Source organism: Halobacillus litoralis, from assembly GCF_020524085.2.
Classification (GTDB): domain Bacteria; phylum Bacillota; class Bacilli; order Bacillales; family Halobacillaceae; genus Halobacillus; species Halobacillus litoralis_E.
On the sequence record NZ_CP129016.1, the window covers coordinates 490001 to 510118 of the forward strand.

At 45.4% G+C, this 20118-nt stretch carries 20 protein-coding genes, 12 tRNA genes and 2 rRNA genes (1 of these 34 running past the window's edge); 2 read left to right on the forward strand and 32 right to left on the reverse strand.

The features are described 5' to 3' along the window. The 15 genes from LC065_RS02510 to LC065_RS02580 all read right to left on the reverse strand — a co-directional run. Positions 1-75: ribosomal RNA gene (locus LC065_RS02510) — 23S ribosomal RNA — on the reverse strand; it reaches 2840 nt to the left of the window's first position. 170 nt (positions 76-245) lie between these two features. Then, positions 246-1810: ribosomal RNA gene (locus LC065_RS02515) — 16S ribosomal RNA — on the reverse strand. Together the 16S and 23S rRNA genes with 12 tRNA genes alongside form the textbook arrangement of a ribosomal RNA operon. 120 nt (positions 1811-1930) lie before the next feature. Next, positions 1931-2007: transfer RNA gene (locus LC065_RS02520), tRNA-Ile, on the reverse strand. 18 nt (positions 2008-2025) lie between these two features. Continuing rightward, positions 2026-2099: transfer RNA gene (locus LC065_RS02525), tRNA-Gly, on the reverse strand. A gap of 31 nt (positions 2100-2130) precedes the next feature. Next, positions 2131-2207: transfer RNA gene (locus LC065_RS02530), tRNA-Pro, on the reverse strand. Between the two features lie 4 nt (positions 2208-2211). Further along, positions 2212-2288, reverse strand: a tRNA-Arg gene (locus tag LC065_RS02535). A gap of 68 nt (positions 2289-2356) precedes the next feature. Next, positions 2357-2444 (reverse strand) — tRNA-Leu (locus LC065_RS02540). 48 nt (positions 2445-2492) lie between these two features. Then, a tRNA-Leu gene (locus tag LC065_RS02545) sits at positions 2493-2575 on the reverse strand. An 8-nt stretch (positions 2576-2583) separates the two neighbouring features. Further along, positions 2584-2659: transfer RNA gene (locus LC065_RS02550), tRNA-Lys, on the reverse strand. A 105-nt stretch (positions 2660-2764) separates the two neighbouring features. After that, a tRNA-Gln gene (locus LC065_RS02555) sits at positions 2765-2839 on the reverse strand. A 7-nt stretch (positions 2840-2846) separates the two neighbouring features. After that, a tRNA-Asp gene (locus LC065_RS02560) sits at positions 2847-2923 on the reverse strand. A gap of 14 nt (positions 2924-2937) precedes the next feature. Continuing rightward, positions 2938-3009: transfer RNA gene (locus LC065_RS02565), tRNA-Glu, on the reverse strand. Between the two features lie 9 nt (positions 3010-3018). Next, a tRNA-Ser gene (locus LC065_RS02570) sits at positions 3019-3109 on the reverse strand. Positions 3110-3113: 4 nt separating this feature from the next. Further along, positions 3114-3188 (reverse strand) — tRNA-Asn (locus tag LC065_RS02575). Positions 3189-3362: 174 nt separating this feature from the next. Then, a complete protein-coding gene (locus tag LC065_RS02580) occupies positions 3363-3806 on the reverse strand; it encodes a SprT family protein (protein ID WP_226594150.1) in 444 nt (147 codons plus the stop codon). Between the two features lie 75 nt (positions 3807-3881). Between LC065_RS02580 and cmpA the strand changes: the two genes are divergently transcribed. Continuing rightward, on the forward strand, positions 3882-3992 hold the full coding sequence (cmpA, locus tag LC065_RS02585; RefSeq protein WP_226594153.1) for a cortex morphogenetic protein CmpA: 111 nt from the start codon (positions 3882-3884) through the stop codon (positions 3990-3992). Between the two features lie 44 nt (positions 3993-4036). On the opposite strand, the gene LC065_RS02590 is transcribed toward cmpA, so the two are convergent. The 16 genes from LC065_RS02590 to acpS form a co-directional block, all read right to left on the reverse strand. After that, on the reverse strand, positions 4037-6178 hold the full coding sequence (locus tag LC065_RS02590; RefSeq protein WP_306163936.1) for a Tex family protein: 2142 nt from the start codon (positions 6176-6178) through the stop codon (positions 4037-4039). A 751-nt stretch (positions 6179-6929) separates the two neighbouring features. Then, complete coding sequence (locus tag LC065_RS02595) at positions 6930-7505, reverse strand: PP2C family serine/threonine-protein phosphatase (protein WP_226594155.1); 576 nt, start codon at positions 7503-7505, stop codon at positions 6930-6932. Between the two features lie 20 nt (positions 7506-7525). After that, positions 7526-8305, reverse strand: a complete 780-nt coding sequence (sigB, locus tag LC065_RS02600) for an RNA polymerase sigma factor SigB (protein WP_226594158.1) — start codon at positions 8303-8305, stop codon at positions 7526-7528. After that, positions 8277-8753 (reverse strand): anti-sigma B factor RsbW, encoded by a 477-nt coding sequence (rsbW, locus tag LC065_RS02605; RefSeq protein ID WP_115825019.1) that lies wholly within the window; start codon positions 8751-8753, stop codon positions 8277-8279. The genes sigB and rsbW overlap by 29 nt, the downstream gene beginning before the upstream one ends. 2 nt (positions 8754-8755) lie before the next feature. Next, the gene (locus LC065_RS02610) at positions 8756-9085 is read right to left on the reverse strand and encodes an STAS domain-containing protein (protein WP_089654564.1); all 330 of its coding nucleotides are present in this window, start codon (positions 9083-9085) and stop codon (positions 8756-8758) included. Positions 9086-9149: 64 nt separating this feature from the next. Further along, positions 9150-10160, reverse strand: a complete 1011-nt coding sequence (locus LC065_RS02615) for a PP2C family protein-serine/threonine phosphatase (RefSeq protein ID WP_226594160.1) — start codon at positions 10158-10160, stop codon at positions 9150-9152. A gap of 16 nt (positions 10161-10176) precedes the next feature. Beyond that, positions 10177-10578, reverse strand: a complete 402-nt coding sequence (locus LC065_RS02620; protein ID WP_226594163.1) for an anti-sigma regulatory factor — start codon at positions 10576-10578, stop codon at positions 10177-10179. A gap of 2 nt (positions 10579-10580) precedes the next feature. Continuing rightward, positions 10581-10937 carry an STAS domain-containing protein gene (locus LC065_RS02625; protein WP_306163737.1) on the reverse strand — a complete coding sequence of 119 codons (357 nt, stop codon included), beginning with the start codon at positions 10935-10937 and terminating at the stop codon, positions 10581-10583. A 4-nt stretch (positions 10938-10941) separates the two neighbouring features. Continuing rightward, the gene (locus LC065_RS02630; protein WP_089654560.1) at positions 10942-11811 is read right to left on the reverse strand and encodes an RsbT co-antagonist protein RsbRA; all 870 of its coding nucleotides are present in this window, start codon (positions 11809-11811) and stop codon (positions 10942-10944) included. A 298-nt stretch (positions 11812-12109) separates the two neighbouring features. Then, positions 12110-12460, reverse strand: coding sequence for a type II toxin-antitoxin system PemK/MazF family toxin (locus tag LC065_RS02635; protein ID WP_035511328.1), 351 nt, complete (start codon positions 12458-12460; stop codon positions 12110-12112). Between the two features lie 5 nt (positions 12461-12465). Beyond that, positions 12466-12747 carry a CopG family ribbon-helix-helix protein gene (locus LC065_RS02640; protein WP_027956786.1) on the reverse strand — a complete coding sequence of 94 codons (282 nt, stop codon included), beginning with the start codon at positions 12745-12747 and terminating at the stop codon, positions 12466-12468. Positions 12748-12906: 159 nt separating this feature from the next. Beyond that, a complete protein-coding gene (gene alr / locus LC065_RS02645) occupies positions 12907-14067 on the reverse strand; it encodes an alanine racemase (protein ID WP_226594164.1) in 1161 nt (386 codons plus the stop codon). Positions 14068-14278: 211 nt separating this feature from the next. After that, positions 14279-15301: a LolA family protein gene (locus LC065_RS02650; protein WP_306163738.1), complete on the reverse strand. Its 1023-nt coding sequence runs from the start codon at positions 15299-15301 to the stop codon at positions 14279-14281. 53 nt (positions 15302-15354) lie between these two features. After that, a complete protein-coding gene (locus LC065_RS02655; protein ID WP_306163739.1) occupies positions 15355-16086 on the reverse strand; it encodes an NAD(P)H-hydrate dehydratase in 732 nt (243 codons plus the stop codon). Continuing rightward, positions 16007-16852, reverse strand: coding sequence for an NAD(P)H-hydrate epimerase (locus LC065_RS02660; RefSeq protein WP_306163740.1), 846 nt, complete (start codon positions 16850-16852; stop codon positions 16007-16009). The genes LC065_RS02655 and LC065_RS02660 overlap by 80 nt, the downstream gene beginning before the upstream one ends. A gap of 75 nt (positions 16853-16927) precedes the next feature. After that, the gene (gene acpS, locus LC065_RS02665) at positions 16928-17284 is read right to left on the reverse strand and encodes a holo-ACP synthase (RefSeq protein ID WP_226594169.1); all 357 of its coding nucleotides are present in this window, start codon (positions 17282-17284) and stop codon (positions 16928-16930) included. Between the two features lie 226 nt (positions 17285-17510). Between acpS and LC065_RS02670 the strand changes: the two genes are divergently transcribed. Beyond that, positions 17511-18278: a rhomboid family intramembrane serine protease gene (locus LC065_RS02670; protein ID WP_226594172.1), complete on the forward strand. Its 768-nt coding sequence runs from the start codon at positions 17511-17513 to the stop codon at positions 18276-18278. Between the two features lie 197 nt (positions 18279-18475). Here the strand turns inward: LC065_RS02670 and LC065_RS02675 are convergent, their stop codons facing one another. Then, positions 18476-19954 carry a degradosome RNA helicase CshA gene (locus LC065_RS02675; protein WP_206948338.1) on the reverse strand — a complete coding sequence of 493 codons (1479 nt, stop codon included), beginning with the start codon at positions 19952-19954 and terminating at the stop codon, positions 18476-18478. Positions 19955-20118 lie beyond the last annotated feature (164 nt).

Sequence of the window (20118 nt, forward strand, 5' to 3'; positions counted from 1 at the left end):
CATATCGGTGTTAGTCCCGTCCTTCATCGGCTCCTAGTACCAAGGCATCCACCGTGCGCCCTTATTCACTTAACTATCTTCGTGAAAAGACGTTTACAATTTCAATTAGATGTCTTGTCATCAATTGTCTCATCGTTAGATGAAACAATGATTCCTTATCCAGTTTTCAAGGTTCACAAGTTGAAAGATCGTTTGATCTCTCAAAACTGAACAACCAACACAGTACGTTTCCGTTATATCCTTAGAAAGGAGGTGATCCAGCCGCACCTTCCGATACGGCTACCTTGTTACGACTTCACCCCAATCATTGGCCCCACCTTCGGCGGCTGGCTCCAAAAAGGTTACCTCACCGACTTCGGGTGTTGCCAACTCTCGTGGTGTGACGGGCGGTGTGTACAAGGCCCGGGAACGTATTCACCGCGGCATGCTGATCCGCGATTACTAGCGATTCCGGCTTCATGCAGGCGAGTTGCAGCCTGCAATCCGAACTGAGAATGGTTTTATGGGATTTGCTACACCTCGCGGCTTCGCTGCCCTTTGTACCATCCATTGTAGCACGTGTGTAGCCCAGGTCATAAGGGGCATGATGATTTGACGTCATCCCCCGCCTTCCTCCGGTTTGTCACCGGCAGTCACCTTAGAGTGCCCAACTGAATGCTGGCAACTAAGATTAGGGGTTGCGCTCGTTGCGGGACTTAACCCAACATCTCACGACACGAGCTGACGACAACCATGCACCACCTGTCACTTGGTCCCCGAAGGGAAAGTCCTATCTCTAGGATTGTCCAAGGATGTCAAGACCTATAGTAAGGTTCTTCGCGTTGCTTCGAATTAAACCACATGCTCCACCGCTTGTGCGGGCCCCGTCAATTCCTTTGAGTTTCAGCCTTGCGGCCGTACTCCAAGGCGGAGTGCTTAATGCGTTAACTTCAGCACTAAGGGGTGGAAGCCCCTAACACCTAGCACTCATCGTTTACGGCGTGGACTACTGGGGTATCTAATCCTGTTTGCTACCCACGCTTTCGCACCTCAGCGTCAGAAACAGACCAGAGAGTCGCCTTCGCCACTGGTGTTCCTCCACATATCTACGCATTTCACCGCTACACGTGGAATTCCACTCTCCTCTTCTGTCCTCAAGTTCCCCAGTTTCCAATGACCCTCCACGGTTGAGCCGTGGGCTTTCACATCAGACTTAAGGAACCGCCTGCGCGCGCTTTACGCCCAATAATTCCGGACAACGCTTGCCCCCTACGTATTACCGCGGCTGCTGGCACGTAGTTAGCCGGGGCTTCCTCGTTAGGTACCGTCAAGGTACCGCTCTATTCGCACGGTACTTGTTCTTCCCTAACAACAGAACTTTACGATCCGAAGACCTTCATCGTTCACGCGGCGTTGCTCCGTCAGACTTTCGTCCATTGCGGAAGATTCCCTACTGCTGCCTCCCGTAGGAGTCTGGGCCGTGTCTCAGTCCCAGTGTGGCCGATCACCCTCTCAGGTCGGCTACGCATCGTCGCCTTGGTGAGCCGTTACCTCACCAACTAGCTAATGCGCCGCGGGCCCATCTGTAAGTGATAGCGAGAAGCCATCTTTCAACTTTCCTTCATGCGAAAGAAAGTATTACCCGGCATTAGCCCCGGTTTCCCGGGGTTATTCCGATCTTACAGGCAGGTTGCCCACGTGTTACTCACCCGTCCGCCGCTCGTTCCACGAGCTTCACCCCGAAGGGATCCACTCGCTTCCCGCGCTCGACTTGCATGTATTAGGCACGCCGCCAGCGTTCGTCCTGAGCCAGGATCAAACTCTCCATAAAAGTTAAGTTTGACTTGCTCATTTGCACACCGAATGTGCTTTGTTTCAAATCTCTTCTATAAAGAAGAAATATTTTGACGTACTGGTTGGTTCGTTCAGTTTTCAAAGATCAAATGAATCATGGTGGGCCTGAGTGGACTTGAACCACCGACCTCACGCTTATCAGGCGTGCGCTCTAACCAACTGAGCTACAGGCCCCGATGACATTCAATAAAATGGAGCGGGTGAAGGGAATCGAACCCTCATCATCAGCTTGGAAGGCTGAGGTTTTACCACTAAACTACACCCGCAAGTGTATCATATTGTTATTTAGGATTTCGATGGTCGGGAAGACAGGATTCGAACCTGCGACCCCTTGGTCCCAAACCAAGTGCTCTACCAAGCTGAGCTACTTCCCGTTAATGGCGCGCCCGAGAGGAGTCGAACCCCTAACCTTCTGATCCGTAGTCAGACGCTCTATCCAATTGAGCTACGGGCGCATTAAAAAAGCGACATTTAATATGTTAACATCTTTTGTGTTTTGACGCAAGCACTTTTTTAAAAAAGTTGGTGCGGCCGAGAGGACTTGAACCTCCACGGGATTACCTCCCACTAGGCCCTCAACCTAGCGCGTCTGCCGATTCCGCCACGACCGCAAAATTGCTGTAGTAAACAATGGGATGCTGATCATGATAATTGGATAATGCGGGTGGAGGGACTTGAACCCCCCACGCCGTGAAGCACTAGATCCTAAATCTAGCGTGTCTGCCAATTCCACCACACCCGCATAATAAATGGTGAGCCATGAAGGATTCGAACCTTCGACCCTCTGATTAAAAGTCAGATGCTCTACCAGCTGAGCTAATGGCTCCTATTAAAGGAATCTGTAACACTCAATGATGATGTTGTTTTTTGAAGCACAAGAAACATCATATAACTTATTCAGCTTTTTGTCAACTCTTTTTTGAAAAGAAAATGGCTGGGCCAGCTGGATTCGAACCAGCGCATGACGGTACCAAAAACCGTTGCCTTACCGCTTGGCTATGGCCCAAAAAGAGTGGCGGTCCGGACGGGACTCGAACCCGCGACCTCCTGCGTGACAGGCAGGCATTCTAACCAACTGAACTACCGGACCTTTATAAGGTTAAGTGACCCGTACGGGATTCGAACCCGTGTTACCGCCGTGAAAGGGCGGTGTCTTAACCACTTGACCAACGGGCCAAAAATAAATGGCGGAGAAGGAGGGATTTGAACCCTCGCGCCGCTTACGCGACCTACACCCTTAGCAGGGGCGCCTCTTCAGCCACTTGAGTACTTCTCCGTAATGGCTCCAACGGTAGGATTCGAACCTACGACCGATCGGTTAACAGCCGATTGCTCTACCACTGAGCTACGTTGGAATAATTCGCAATGTCCGTTGCTGTTTATCAGCGACGTTTTATATCTTATAACATTTCGTCCGTGGTGTCAAACCTTTTTTGATGAATTTCTAAGTTGTTTTCATGCGTTTTTTGGCTTGTTTTGTTAGGACTTAATTAATTTAACATGTGTCCCATCGTTCGTCAATGGAAAATTTACTTCTTTTTTATATTCCCTTTACATTTCCCACATCCGAAACGTTTCGTGTCCACCCGTCTTTTCCGCTTGTATGTTTGTCCGCATTTTGTACAAACATAGTGGTGGAAGTTCCCACTTTTTTCAGAAGGTAATGCTGAACAATGTCGTGGAGACCCTGTCTTTTTCAATAGTGCCTTGAACTCAGGATCACGATGCCCAAAACCTTTCCCTTCAATATGAAGGTGATAATGACAAAGTTCATGTTTAATAATGCCTTCTAATTCGACACCATCTAATTCTACAATATATTTCGGATTGATTTCAATCACTTTTTTAGAAGGAATGTACCTTCCTCCTGTCGTACGAAGACGAGAATTGAAGTATACATCATGAGCAAAAGGCTTGTCAAAGTATTTTTTCGATAATTCATTGGTCCATTGCTGCAATTCCTGATCTGTCATAGGAACACCTCCCTTGTCCTTTGCATACTGTATCATAAGAATGAAAAAAGTTGAATATGAAGGAGCTGGGTACTTATGCCTTCCTGGTTGAAGAGCCAAATGACAAAAGCATTCTTGAACAAAGACAAATACCAGATCAAAATGCTGAACCAATGCTGGTATTACTATCAGCATCTATATAAATAAAAACTACCCAGAAAGTATTACTATCCAGGCAGTTTCGTTTAATATTACCCTTGATTAATCATGGTCAAAGCGATCCTCTGTTTTTGTACATCCACTTGATCGACCCAAACGGTAACGACGTCCCCTACCGCCACCACGTCCATTGGGTGTTTGACGAATTTATTAGCAAGCTTCGAGATATGGACAAGCCCATCCTGTTTGACTCCAATATCCACAAATGCACCGAAGTCTACAACGTTTCTAACGGTTCCTTCCAGTTCCATCCCCTGTTCTAAATCTTCCATAGAAAGAACATTTGTTTTCAACAATGGCTTAGGAAGGTCATCCCTCGGGTCCCGTCCAGGCTGGACGAGAGATTTTATAATATCCTGAAGCGTCAACTCACCAATGTTCAGTTGTTCCGCTACTGATGATGTGTCGACACTTTTCAGTTCTTCTGCCAGCTTGTCCGTTCCAATATCTTCTGTGGTAAAACCGAACTTCCTCAACAGTTCCCGTGTCGCTTTATAACTTTCCGGGTGGATCGGTGTGCGATCAAGAGGTTCCTTTCCATCTAGTATTCTTAAAAAGCCGATACTTTGCTCAAATGTCTTTGCACCTAAGCGAGGAATATCTTTGAGTTCGGATCTTTTCGTAAACTTCCCTAACTCTTCTCTCTTTTTCACGACATTATTGGCAACCGTTTTACTTAACCCTGATACATACTGCAACAGAGATGAAGAAGCGGTGTTCACATTCACTCCCACTTGGTTTACCGCCGTCTCAACAACGAACGTCAGTGATTCGTTCAGTTTTTTCTGAGTGACATCGTGCTGGTATTGCCCAACCCCGATGGATTTAGGGTCAATCTTTACGAGTTCTGCTAATGGGTCATGGACACGACGAGCGATGGATACCGCACTACGCTCTTCTACTTGAAAGTCCGGGAATTCTTCACGTGCAAGCTTCGAAGCTGAGTACACACTCGCCCCTGCTTCATTCACAATCATATAAGAAGCCTTCAACTGATGTTTTTGGATCATATCTGCGATGAACTGTTCCGTTTCTCTGGAAGCTGTGCCATTCCCGATGGCCATCAGCTCAATGTCATACGCATCCATGAAGCCAAGAATCTTTTTCTCCGCCCCTGCCGTATCATTTCTTGGTGCTGTTGGATAGACGACGCCAATATCCAGCACTTTCCCTGTTTCGTCCACGACGGCAAGTTTACAACCGGTACGGTAGGCAGGGTCTACTCCAAGAACCACTTTTCCTTTCAATGGGGGTTGCAGCAAAAGGTTTCGCAAATTACTGGAGAAAACTTCAATCGCCTGTTCCTCAGCCTGTTCAGATAATGCTCCTCGGATCTCTCTTTCAACAGATGGCTGAATTAAACGCTTATAACTGTCCTGGATCGCTTCTTCCAAGATGGAACGGATCTTCCCGACCGTATGGCGTTTAATAACGCTCCTCTCCAAATATTGAACAATCGCCTCTTCAGGAGGCTGAACGGAAACTTTAATAATTTCTTCTTTTTCCCCACGGTTAAGTGCAAGAACACGGTGGGATACGATCGACCGAACGGGTTCTTGATAGTCATAATACATTTCAAAAATGCCTTTTTCATCTTGATCTGCTTTCTTTTCCGATGAAGCGATGACACCTTTATCGTGCGTCTGCTTTCTAATCTTTTCTCGATATGTAGGGTCATCTGAAATCCATTCGGCAATGATATCATTCACCCCTGCCCGGACATCTTCAACCGTATTCACCTCGTGTTCATCAGAAAAGAAGGCTTCCGCTTCCTTCTCAAAGTCGATGTTCTGCTGTTCCCAGACTTGAGTCGCGAGAGGTTCCAATCCTTTCTCTTTGGCTACCGTCGCTCTTGTGCGCCGCTTTTGTTTATAAGGGCGGTACAGGTCTTCCACCTTTTGAAGTTTTTCAGCGGATTCAATGTCGCGGCGTAAGTCTTCGGTCAGTTTGCCCTGTTCATCAATGAGGCGAATAACTTCTTCCTTACGCTGAACAAGGTTCGTTACATAGTTCCACTGATCTTCAATTTCTTTGATTTGCACTTCATCCAATCCGCCTGTCAGTTCTTTTCGATAACGGGCGATAAACGGTACTGTATTTCCTTCTTCGAGCAATTCAATGACTTGTTTGATTGTCTGATCCTTCAATTTCGTCTGTTTAGCTACGAGCTTCATAAGCTCTGTATTTTTATTGGTTTCACTCAACTAAATGACCTCCTTCAATGACGTCTCATCCATTGTATCAAATAATAAAAGAGAATACTTAAAGACTCCCGCGTACCAATTATGTATTAGCTCCCTTTTCTTGAAGACCCAGTTTCAAGATACCCGGGGTTCATTGCCCGAGTTGATCGTCAGGGGTGGCTGGGAAGCTACTCGCTTTCCTGTGGGGGAGTGCCGAGCTTCCTCGGGCTAACGCCCTGAGGGATCTCGCCTATCTCCTTTCTCCCACGGGAGTCTCGCAGCTTCCCAACCACCCCAATCGTTTAAGAGAGAAACGAACCCCTGTACCGAGAGTGATTGCCTCTTACCCTCTCTCCTAAGTAGGGATAAAGCGCTCTATATCAAGCTTTAATTTCTGGCTGTCTGTAAGTGGAAAAGTTTATATGATTCATTTCGCTTCATCATTCAAGCTGATCTTTTAGAAGTGGTTTCGAGAATCATCTTGGGCAAAGGGGCGGAGGGGAATGGCGAGACTCCTGCGGGAAAAAGTGCTTGGTGAGACCCCACAAGACGCAGTCCGAGGAGGCTCACCGCGCTCCCGCGGAAAGCGAGCTGTTCCCCGCAGCCCCCATCCACTTAACAAAAGTCTCGAAACTGAATCTTCAAGAAACCTGCCATATACTTCCATAAATAAAATTATGATAATGGTCCATATAAAAACAATAAAACCCTCCATTCTACCTCTCGGTTGGAATGAAGGGTTTTAATTATATGCCATGGCAATCAGGGTGATATCATCATCACGAGATTGACCGTATAATTCTTTGTAATGTTGAGTAATTTGCTCAACGTCTTTGGAATGAGTAAACTTTGAAGACAGACGACGGTCATTGACTCCGTCCGAGAACATAAGGAATACCATCCCTTCTTGCACAGTACCGTGAGAAATTCTCAGCCTTCGTGGATAACCTGATAAGTAACCAGCCAACGGAATGTTGCGGTTGCGCTTCCCATCCGGGTCCACGGTAATAACACCGATGTTACCTATCGATGAATAGGAATAAGTACGAGTGTTAAAGTCGATCCTTAAAATCCCCAGGACGACTCCACGTTTCCCTACCAATACCTCGTTGCATTTTTTTATGAGAGCTTCTAAAGTCAAATCTGGATGTTCCTCTATCACTTCCATCACTGCCTTGGATGACTCACGGGCCATTTCACCACTCCCGAGACCGTCGGCGAGGGCACAAAGGAATGCAGCCTCCGTTTCCTTGTAGAAATAGCTGTCACCGCAATAGTAATTCCCTTTTTTGGCTTTTTGGAAAATAGATAAATCCACCCGTTTATTCTCCTTTTCCACTAGAATACCTCGACAGATTCAGACTGCAAGGCTTCTCTCAGCTTCCTCAAGGCCCGTCTTTGCAAACGGGATACGTGCATCTGGGAGATTCCCAGTCGTTCGCCTGTATCTTTCTGACTCATGTTTTCAAAGTACGTACATTGTAAGATTTCCTGTTCACGTTCGCTAAGAATTGGAAGTATTTTTTCTAAGAGCATTCTCTGATCGATGTTGGAATATCCATCTTCCTGGTTTCCAATCAAATCAAGGATAGTGACGGTACTTCCGTCAGAATCTGCTTCGATCTTACGGTCCACAGACAGAGCTTTATAGCTTTTACCCATTTCCATCGTCTCAAGGATATCCTCTTCAGATACTTCCAACTCATCTGCGATTTCTTTCACGGATGGAGAACGTTGCAATGAATTCGTCAGCTCTTCTGAAACCTTTTTGATCTTCGGACCGAGCTCCTTGATTCTACGTGGGACATGGACGCTCCATGTTTTGTCACGAATGAAGCGTTTGATTTCCCCGATGATCGTTGGAATGGCAAATGACTCAAAAGACTTGCCGAACTCTGGGTCATACCTTCTGATTGCCGCTAACAGTCCAAGCATGCCAACTTGAACCAAGTCTTCATGAATGGTGCTGTTTTTTGAGTATTTACGCGCAATGGATTCTACAAGATCCTTATAAACGAGGACAACCTTCTCCTGGACTGCTTCATCTCGTGGATTTTCTTGTAGATAGGCGATCCATTCGTAAACTTCCTCATTGTGGTGTTGTGATTTGGTCGCCATCTTGACCCACCCCGGTTTCATGGAGATATTTTGTCATAAGGACAATGACTCCATATTTGCTATTGATTTCAACTTTGTCCATCAGAGCATCAATGAGAAACAGGCCAAAGCCTCCTTCGCGCAGTTCTTCGATATCATCATCTTGTTTATAAGGTCCGATATCTTCCTTGATTTCGCCAAGGTTAAAGCTTCCTCCATGGTCAGCAACCATAACTTCAAGCCTGTCCTGATAAACACCAAAACCGATCGTGATTTCGCCTTCACCCGTTTCTTTATACGCATGTTTCACCGCATTGGTGATCGCCTCTGAAATGGCTACCTTCAAATCTTCAATATCTTCATAAGTGAATCCCATTCGGTTGGCAATCCCTGAGATACTCAGACGGACGACACCGATGTATTCCGCTTTGGCAGGTACCTTCACTTCAACAAAATCAAATGGTTCCATGTTTACATACCACCTTGCACTGTAGACTCGATGTTAATAATTTCTGTTAATCCTGTAATCTTAAAGAGGCGGTAAACACGGTCCTGCATATGAACAAGGCGCATCTCAGATTCATGCTCCTTTGTTGATTTCAAAGCACTGATGAACACACCAAGACCTGTAGAATCCATGTAATTCACGTCCTGGAAATCCACTTCTACAACTTGGCCTTTTTCCTTCGTCAGCGGCAGCAATGTATCTTTTAACTTGGGTGCTGTGAATGCATCCACTTCTCCGGTAAGGACGACATTTGAAACACCTTCATTGTTCGTAACATCTATTGATAAATTCATCGTAATCCCTCCCAATGTTTCCTGAAAAACATACTACATGTTTAATACCCTGTATAAACAGTGGCTAAACGTTTCTTCGTAAAATAATTAATGTGAAGTCATCTCTCAACTGAAAGTCCTGCAGACGCTCGAAATGTTTATACACCTGGTCCACAATTCCCTGTGCCGGAAGGTGGGAATATTGTTTGATGACATGTAAAATTTCTTCCTGATCAATGAATCGGTCCCCTTGCCGACATTCGGTTACACCATCGGTCAGAAGGATGATCATATCTCCTTTTTCCACTCTCTTTTCATACTGCTTATACGTGACCTCAGGAGATACGCCGAGTACAAGTCCCGGGGCATCGATTTCCTCAAACTCATCCCGATCTTTATGGTAATAGTAACCTGGTTCATGGCCGGCGGAAGAAAAATTGAACGTATGCTCATTCGAATTATACAAGCCATAGAACATCGTAATAAACATGCTTGCATCCACGTTCCGCTCCACTACACGGTTCAAACTGCCCAGAATGACACTAGGGTCTGTTCGCATTCCTGAAAAACTGTCCATCGAGTATTTGATCATCGACATACAGAGAGCAGCAGGGACACCTTTACCTATGACATCGGCAACAGCGATCCCAAGACTTCCTTTTCCATCATGGACGAAGTGGTGATAGTCCCCGTTCATTTGCTTAGCAGGAACACTCAAAGCTCCAACATCAATCTCAGACAAATCCGGTTTCACTGTCGACAATAAAGTTTTTTGCATATTGGCAGCGACGGAAATTTCCGATTTGAGCTCAAGCTGCTTTTCCCGCAACGTCTGATACTCCTGATACGCCAATCCATAAGAGATCATAGTTTCTAGAAGAAAGTTCATTGATGCCTGAATATACTCAGGCATATCCGGGTATATTTCTTGTAGCGATTGGATGTGAACATTGATAATCTCTTCAGGAGATATGTTCTGCTGCATAGAGTGCTTACTGAACTGTTCCGCTTGATATAGAGCTTGCTCATCCTGGGTCTTAATATACTCTTGTAATAATTCTTTATAATTTTCTAAGTCGAGCTTCAATGTGTTCATCTCATAATTACCTCCTTTAACGGAGCCATTTGACGACAGTGATTTCCGTACCTTCACCTTCTGCTGATACAATATCAAAGTCATCCATTAACCGTTTCACCCCTGGAAGCCCTGCTCCGAGCCCTCCTGATGTGGTGAACCCATCTTCCATAACTTGGCTGATATCTTTTATACCAGGACCTTCATCTGTAGCTACGATCCGAATTCCCTTTTTGTTCATGTCCTCGAGAGCTTCGAAACAGACTCTACCTGTTCCTGCATATAAATAAATATTCCGTGCCAGTTCAGAAATGGCCGTGGCAATCCTTGCTTGATCGACAGTCCCGAAGCCGATCTTTCTGGATATATCTCGTCCAAGTTGCCTGGCTCCGACGATGTCCCATTCCTTCTTAATATTGACACAGGATTGGAAGTCCATATTCACTCCTCCAATTCATGGCGAAGTTTGATCAATCCTTGTTCTAGATCTAACGCTGTCGGGACATCTTGCATGTGTATACCTAGGTCAATAAGAGTCATCGCAACTGCCGGCTGGATCCCTGTCAAGACAACTTTGGCCCCCATTAAATCCGACATCGTCACAACGTCTCCCAACACTTTGGCAATGAAAGAATCGATAATATCAACTGATGTCAGATCAATGACGACACCTGTCGCTCCGCTTTCATGTATCTTGCTCAAAAGATCTTCATGGAACTGGATGGCGGTCTGATCATCCAAGTCGATTTGTATGGAAATGAGTAAATAGTTATGAAGCTTTAAAATAGGTATCCTCATGTTTTCACTCCCTATCTAGTGAATCAATTAATTTTTCGATGTCTTCATCGTTGTTCTGGGTTTCTTCAATACGACGATTTGTTAATTCTAATGCTGTTTGGAACCCTTTCCGCAATGAACTCTTCGTAGGGAACTTACCTAAATCGATTCCAAGGTTTACAATCGTCTGTGCAATTTCAGGACGGATTCCGACCAAAATGCACCGGGAACCGATCAGCCGTACAGCCTCAGCCGCCTGGATTATGTGATGGGCAACCATCGTATCCACAACCGGAACACCTGTAATATCGATCAAAACAACTTCGGCGTTATGTTTGATCACTCCATCCAGCAGGTTTTCCATGATTAACTTGGCCCGCTCAGTGTCGATGGTTCCGATCAGAGGCATGATCGTAATGTTCTCCATCACAGGGATCAAAGGGGCGGAAAGCTCTTGTAAAGCTACTCTCTGTAAGGAAACGATATGCTCCCAGCTTCCCGAATACTCGTTGACAAGACGGTTGATGATCGGGTCGACCCAGCCATCTACTTTCCGAAGAACCTCAGAAAAGTAATCCGAATCGATTTTATCCGATTGTTTGAGGATGAAATCCGTCACCACACGACGAAACACCTGCATCCCATCCGTTAAATAACTCAACGGCCAGCCGAGATTGATCAAGCGCTCAGAGAAATCGTCCAAGTCAGAGGATAATCCCTGCTTCTCAATACTGGAAAAAATCACATTGACAAATTCACGGTTCGTACTTTCGAACATTTCATCAGAAATCGTCGATGTATAATCATTCTTCTTATGTGTGTTAACTTCCTCCAACCACATTTTGACAATGTCATCACTATGTTCTACTACAACATTTTTCAGTCTTTCGTCCATTATCTAAACCTCCGCCTCATAACCCTCTATTGTTCGTCCTTATACTATTTAAATATAATTTTATCAGAAAAAGAGATCCTTTTACACCATTTGCCCTCGTTCTCATCGCAAGGACGCTTATCATGAGTATCTTTTCCCATATACTCTGTAAAATGACATGTCCACCTTTTAAAAAATCCGTTAATAAAAAACATGCCATCAACAATACCCTGTATAAGCCCATTATAAACTACAAAAGCAAAAAAATAAAGTTACCTGGAAAAGGTAACTTTATTTTCATTCACGACGCACTTTCCGATTAAAAGTCGATCAAACCGAGGCTGATCTGCAAGGCTTTGTTTACCTGCTGCATCATCGGTTCGTCAAGTTGTGTAATCTTATCGGTCAAACGCTGTTTGTCAATCGTTCTGATTTGTTCCAGTAGGATCACAGAATTTCGCTCGAACCCATATTTTTCTGCATTAATTTCGACATGTGTTGGAAGTTTGGCTTTTTGTATTTGCGCTGTAATCGCGGCTACGATCACGGTAGGGCTAAAACGATTACCAATATCATTTTGAAGGACGAGTACAGGACGAACCCCGCCTTGTTCTGATCCCACAACTGGGGACAAATCAGCGAAATAAACGTCACCTCGTTTGACTATCACTGGCTTCACACCCCGCTCACTAGTTGCTCCAGGGTGTGTTCGGCCTCCTCTTCAGCTTGAAACGCTTCTGAAGCGATATTTAAATTGATTTTCGCCATTTCCATGTAGCCTCTACGCATGGATTCTCTGATATGTCGCTGTTTCTTCTCACGCAAATACATTTTCGTTGCTTGACACATGAAATCGCTCCGATCACTGTTATCGAGTTGAATGAAGCCATCCACTTCATTGAGTAGGTTATCCGGAATCCGGATGACAATCTCCTGCATGCTATCGGACAAAACCATACACCTCCACCATCTTCTCTCAAAAGAAACCAGTCAATTAGTCCACTCTAATCTTATCAAACGGGAGTGTCCATTGCAAAGGAGTGTTGGAATTTTTTCGTGAATTATGAAAGCTTTTATCCTTACATCGGGAGAATTGTCCGAAAACGGGAAGCTTACTCACAACAAAGAGTTTCTCACCTCTACCGTTCTCCCATCTTCTTGAAAAACCCTCGGCACCCTTTGGCTGATCATGCAGGGTATCTCATAATTGATTGTTTCGAGATGCTCTGCTATTTCATCGGCTGAAATTTCTTGATCCCCTTGTTTACCAATTAAGGTAACCTTTGTCCCTATAGGATATTCCTGATCCAGCCGAATCATGAATTGATCCATGCAAATTCTTCCGACAATCGGCTGTCGTTTCCCGTCGACAAGAACCTCCGCACCTTGAAGCTTACGGATCCAGCCATCCGCATAACCAAGCGGTATAGTGCCGATCCACTCTTCTTTTTCCGATGTGTAGGTAGCCCCGTAACTAATGGATTCTCCGGCCTTTATTTTTTTGACATGGATCAGCCGGCTCGACAAGGAAAAAGCAGGCTTCAAGTCGATTGGTCGTTCCTTTTTGACATGGGGAGAAGGATAAAGTCCATACATGCTGATCCCGAAACGAACAAAATGATCCATCCGCTCAGGAACCCTCATACTTGTCGCACTGTTACTTGTATGAATTTCGACATCTTCTGCCCAATTCCTCTTAAAATAAGAAAACAATTCGTTCCAGCGCTTTTGTTGTTCATTAAAATACTCGGATTCTTCCTCATCCGCTGTAGCGAAGTGCGTGAACAAAGCTTCCAATTGAAACTGAGGAGTTTCAGCTAGAACAGCTAGAACCCCCTCTAGTTCTGTCACCGTTCTCACACCGATCCGCCCCATCCCTGTATCGATTTTCAAATGAAGTTTCAAAGGGTTAGAACTCCGTAGACCGGCCGCTTCCTTCAGCCAATCTTTTTGGAACACCGTCAAAGCAATGTTGTTCTCACCAGCGACGGCCGCATCCTGTGGACGTGTCCAGCCCATGACAAGAATCGGGGCCTCAATTCCTGCTCTTCTCAGTTTCAAAGCTTCATCCAAGAGTGCGACGGCAAGACTCTTCGCGCCCGCTTTCAAGGCAGCCCTTGCGACTTGTATATCCCCATGTCCATAGGCATCCGCTTTGACTACCGCGCAAATGTCTGTATTTTTTTCTAATCGTTGTTTTAATTGCTGTATATTATACTCAATTGCCGTCAATTCAACCTCTGCAATTGAATCTCTGTAATACGTATCCCATGCCACAATGACCGCTCCTCTCTCTATATCTTTTTATTATTGAATGAGGAAGAAGCCAGTGTCAAATATCATAGAAAAAGCAGGAATATTGAATAGATTTGATGATTGACTATAAAGAAAGCACATACTTTCGTGAGTCAGGGGGATAAATCTCGGGGCGGCCGAGTGGTGCAAGACCAAAAAATAAAGCAGACCGTTAAGCCTGCTCCTTCCAAGTTTATTTCACCATCGCAGCCGTGTTGATCGAGCTTGCGACAGCAACCATTTCATCCTGTGTCAGTTCGTTGCTTGCGAGTTGATAGGTCGTTCCATTATGATTCCATTCCAAACGGTTGTGTTCGAAGGCTGCAAAAACTCCATCCCAAAGCTGGACAGGTTCACCATTCACCTGTACAGAATATTGAGCGCTTGCCGCTTGAACTTCCGCTTTTTCCTGAACCAATGTGAAATCCTTATCACCTGCATAGGTCATAATGAATCGTTTTCCATCTTCGGTCTTCACTTCACGTTCGTCTGCAAGTTCAGCACCGAACGTCTCTTGTGGGTAGAGGACCTCTTCAAGCTCTTCCCCTTCCATGTTCGCAACGGGGGCTTCTGTCGGAGCCATGGCCATGTTCTTATCGACATCAAAGTCTTCTTTCTTCATTGAATCGTCTTTCGAGAAGTTAGCAAATTGAACTTCTACAAGAGCATTCATGTCCTGATCGAACACTTTCACCATAACAGGATGGTACGTCTTCTTATCAAAATAAATTTCATGGAACGGCAGGGTCTTATTATTTTGATAGTTTGTCTTCGTCTTGAATACAAAGTAGTTTTCGGAAGCATTGAATTCTGCATCCGGATCCGCTTTGATATCATTCAAGAGCGAAGCATAAAGATAAGGCTGGCTTGTGTTTTGAGGCCATTCGCTTTGGAACTTGAAGCTCTTGTTCAAGGCAGGTGTCAAAACATATACGCCGCTGTCATTTTTCAAGATGATCTGGCTTCCTTTTTCATCCTGATCATTTTGAAGTTTCACGCGGTAAAAATCATCTTTTTTATGCCACACTTGAATGTTGTATTTCTGTTCTTCCTTCCCTGTACGCATCTTCATATTCGCTTCGGTCTTATATCCAGCCATTTCTTCCGACTGTTTTTCAAGCTTTTTGACGACATCTTCTTTCGACTGTGAGCCACAAGCTGTCAAAGCACCTAAGACGAACAGGCTGAACAACAGGATCAGAAAACGTCTTTGCATAAGACTCAACTCCTTTGTCTCTACTTAAGGACAAAGGGAACGTATGATATGGATCAAGAAGAAAATGTACGGAACGTCCGGGATAAACCTTCAATGACGTCAGAGGCGAGTAGGTCAACCTTCGAATGTCCATCCTGCACGAGTAAATCAGCCGTCATTCCATGAAGGAAACAGCCATTGCTTAAAGCATCCATCACTTCTACCTGCATCAGCATGCTTAGCAGAATACCAGAGAGAACATCACCGCTCCCACCTTTGGCGAGGCCTGCATTGCCTGAGATATCCACCCGCTGTTCACCATCAGGACCTGTAATGATCGTCGAAGGTCCTTTCAGAACGAGGTACACACCGTGCTTTTCAGCGAATTCTTTTGAATGGGAAAAAGGAGAGTTTAAGACCTCTTTGATGGAGAGGCCCGTCAAGTGGGCAAACTCACCAGGATGAGGTGTTAATACGGTTGGAGCTTCCCTCTTTTCCAACTCTGGAAGGAGACCTTCTAAAAGGTACAACCCATCGGCATCCACGAGTAACGGGGTTTCTTTTTCATGAACCAGCCGCTCCACCACCGTTTTCTGCGTAGCGGTTCGACCTAACCCCATACCGACAGCGATGCCATCGTACCCTTCCAGATCAGGGACTTGTCCTCCCTCTTTTCCTTCTACAAAAGTTGCTTCCTGCACATAGGGAGATATCGAAGGGATCGCTTCAGGATCCGTGGATACCGCAATCAAGCCTGCTCCGCTTCGCAAAGCTGCTTTCGCTGTCATCGCTACAGAACCAGGCATCAAGCGAGACCCTCCTATGATCAACCCTTTTCCGTGCGACCCTTTTATGCGAATGAGCAGCCCGATCAGGCAAGGTCCTTTTTACATCAGCTTCACCCCAAAGCCTCCTTCGGTAATCAGGAAGTCGTTTGGGTGGGAGCCCGATTTCCACGACCGACCATTCGCCGTAGTATGGCTGTGTGTGCTGCAAAAAGGCACTCTGCTTCGGCGCTTCGATGATCGAGGTGTAATGGGCTTGAAAAGCCTCAACACCCTCTCCACCTTCATCAGCCGGAACACCCGAAGGCAGATCGACAGCAAGCCTCAGGATTGATTTCTCGTTACAGAGACGGACAACATCCGCGTAGGGCTCTCTCAGCCGCCCGTTCACTCCGATCCCAAGCATCGCATCGATGCATACATCTGCACGACATAGAGAAGTATTCAAGTCTTCCGAACTCTTCAATAGTCTGTACGGGTGACCAGAAGCTTGGAATATCCTCTTGTGTGCTTCTGCATCTCCAGTGATCTTTGCGTCCGGAACGACTTGCCAAGCCTCCACATCGTATCCAAGGTTCAACAACGTCCTAGCAATGACGAATCCATCCCCGCCATTATTGCCAGCACCTATCAGGACGACAATCGCATGCTCTTTTTGAATGTGGCGGAGCAAGTCATACGTAACCGCTCTCCCTGCATTCTCCATGAGCATCTTCCCATCTAGTCCAGCGGCTTCCATGGCCACTCGATCCCGTTCGTACATTTCTTGTGCGGTAACAATATCCAATTCGTTCCCTCCTACCCGCATTACAATGTTATGAGACAACCTATGTAATTATGTCTGCCCTCCTATACCTCCCTATCACTCTTCCAAAACCACCTGAGCAATGGCATGCTCCGAACTATGACTGATCGACACCCACAGATGATAGCGGTCGTAGCCTTTCGCCCTCATCATAGGGGCACCCGTCGTTTCATTTGATAATATTTCAACATCATGGAAACCAAGCTTGCCGATTCCTGTACCTGTCGCTTTCGCAAAAGCTTCTTTCGCTGCGAACCGCCCAGCCAAGTACTCCACCTTTCTTTTCTCATTCAACATTTCGTACCGATGATGTTCCTCTTCAGTCAGTATTCGTTGAACAAAGCGCTCTCTTCGCTTTATACTTTGTTTAATACGATCCAATTCAATAATATCTACACCGATGCCTTTAATCACGATTCATCTTCCTTTTCATTAACAATCTATGAACAGTATACCCGAATCTTTTCACGGTAAAAAAGAATACGAGGAAGCGGCAAGGATTACATTATAATAGGAGACCTACGGACACTATGAACGTTCCCTTCAACAAAAGGACCATATCGTCGCTTCTGGGGAAATGAATGCGTTCAGGGAACGACATACACCTACCTTAATCTTGAACGTAAAAAGGAGATTAGTCATGTTTGTACGAACGGAGAGTTTCAAAGAATTTTTACGATTTTATCCGATTGTTTCATTTCTCGTCGGCCTTCATTTCGTCTTATGGCTGTTGATGGATTTTCTTCAGCTGGGTTTTGCGGTTGAATTGAAGGAATGGGGCATTGGAATGAATGCCCTGGTTTTGAACGGCGAGTATTGGCGCCTTGTCACTCCGATTTTCTTACACGGAGATTTCACCCACGCCCTGTTCAACTCCTTTTCCCTCGTCCTCTTCGGACCAGCCCTTGAGCAGATGTTAGGAAAAGGAAAGTTTATATTGATGTATTTATTTGCCGGCATCATCGGAAACCTCGGCACATTTATCGTTAATCCAGATGCCTATTATTGGCACCTCGGAGCCTCAGGAGCTATCTTCGGTATCTTCGGGGTTTACCTATTTATGGTCATGAACCGGAAACAGTTGATCGATACAGCCAATTCGCAAATCATTCTTGCCATTTTTGCTATCGGTTTATTTATGACTTTTGCACGGCCAAACATTAATATTTTCGGTCACTTATTCGGACTGATTGGTGGGTTCGCCATTGCCCCCGCTATCCTGAAAAATGCACGCCGCTACTCTTTATGGCAAGTACGCACCCGTCATTCGCGTTCCGACAGTGATGACATTTCTTTCAATCCGAATCGATGGCAGAAAAGAAGATATGGAGGAAAGAACGCAGGGAAGTACATTCTCTGGGGAATCATTATTTTTCTGGCTTTGTTCGCCCTTGTAAACCGCATGTAACGGCTTCACCTTCCGGGGTGAAGTCTTTTTTATATCACCTAACAGAATTGTCCACCGATAAAAACACTAAAGTCACTGGTAAATACTCAAAACCCAACGATAAATGACCACGCCGCCGTACACGTCTATGACCTATCAACACTAGCAAAAAAAAGATCAGCCCTCTTATGAGGACTGACCTTTTTCAATAACCTTTATTAGCTGCGGCCCTTGTTCTGGTAATTGCCGCGCTTGCTTCCGCCTTTGCCGCTGAAGTTGCGGTTGCGGGATTTATTCTTGCTGTTGAAGTTGCGCTTGCCGCCTCCACCTTTGCGGTAGCCACCTTTTTTCTTGCTCTTATCACGCTGAGCGTTCTTCACACTGATTGGTTGAACAGAGGACAAACGAACAGGTACTTCACTGCGCTCTTTTGTCATCATTTTCAGCGCAGCCGCTATAAGGTCTGTTGACTCATACTGTTCAAGCAGTTCATTAGCTGCCTGTTTGTAGTTTTTCAAGTCGTTGTTTGTGATTGTTTCTGCCAGCTTCTCGACAGCCACTTTTTGCTGACCGCGAGCCGCCTCTTCAGAAGAAGGTACTTTCAGACGTTCCACTTTCTTCTTCGTAAGTTTTTCAATCAGGTGAAGCTGATCTTTTTCACGAGGTGTGACGAAAGAAATGGATTTCCCTTTACGACCGGCACGTCCAGTACGTCCAATACGGTGAACGTAGCTCTCTGGATCCTGCGGAATGTCAAAGTTGTACACGTGAGATACATCGGAAATGTCCAAACCACGTGCGGCAACGTCTGTTGCAACAAGGATCTCGATGCGTCCGCGTTTGAACTTGTTCAATGTGGACATACGCTTTCCTTGTGTCAAGTCACCATGAATGCCTTCCGCACTGAATCCTCGTGCTTGAAGACCGTCGGCTACCTCGTCGACACGACGTTTGGTACGACCGAAGACGATCGCCAAGGCAGGATCATGGATATCCAGCAAACGCGTCAGGGTATCGAATTTGTGTTTTTCCGGAATCTCAACGAAGAACTGCTCGATGTTTTCAACCGTCATTTCTTTCGCTTTGACTTTCACTTCTTCCGGGTTGTTCATCAATGTTGTAGCAATATCGCGGATTTCTTTCGGCATTGTTGCTGAGAAAAGCAAAGTCTGGCGCTCTTCAGGAAGTGCCTTCAGAATATCACGGATATCCTCGATAAAGCCCATGTTGAGCATTTCATCCGCTTCATCAAGTACAGCTGTGTGAACATCTTCCAGCTTGATTGTTTTACGACGGATGTGGTCGAGCAAACGTCCTGGTGTTGCTACGACGATATGGTTGTTTTTCAGGGCGCGGATTTGACGCTCCATGTTCGATCCACCGTAAATTGGCAGGACACGAATGCCTTTTCCTTTACCTAATCGGTTAAGCTCCTCTGCTACTTGAATAGCCAATTCCCTTGTCGGGGCGATGACAAGTCCTTGAACGGCTTTCACTTGCTTGTTGATTTTTTCGAGCATCGGAATACCGAATGCAGCCGTTTTTCCCGTACCTGTCTGAGCTTGACCAATGACATCTTTCCCTTCTAGTCCTAGAGGGATCGTCTGTTCTTGTATTGGTGTTGTTTCTTCAAAACCCATAACGTCTAATGATTTTAGGATAGGTTTTGATAATCCTAGTGATTGAAATGTTGTCACAGTAATTTCATACTCCTTTATTGTTTAAATCTTCTACCTATATACATGTAAAAAAAGCCTTCTGCCACAGGAAACGGGAGAGGCTTCTCTGGTATCTGCCTGATAGATTCATTCATCATAACACATATAACATAGTTAATTCTACACATTTCGGCTATGCTTTT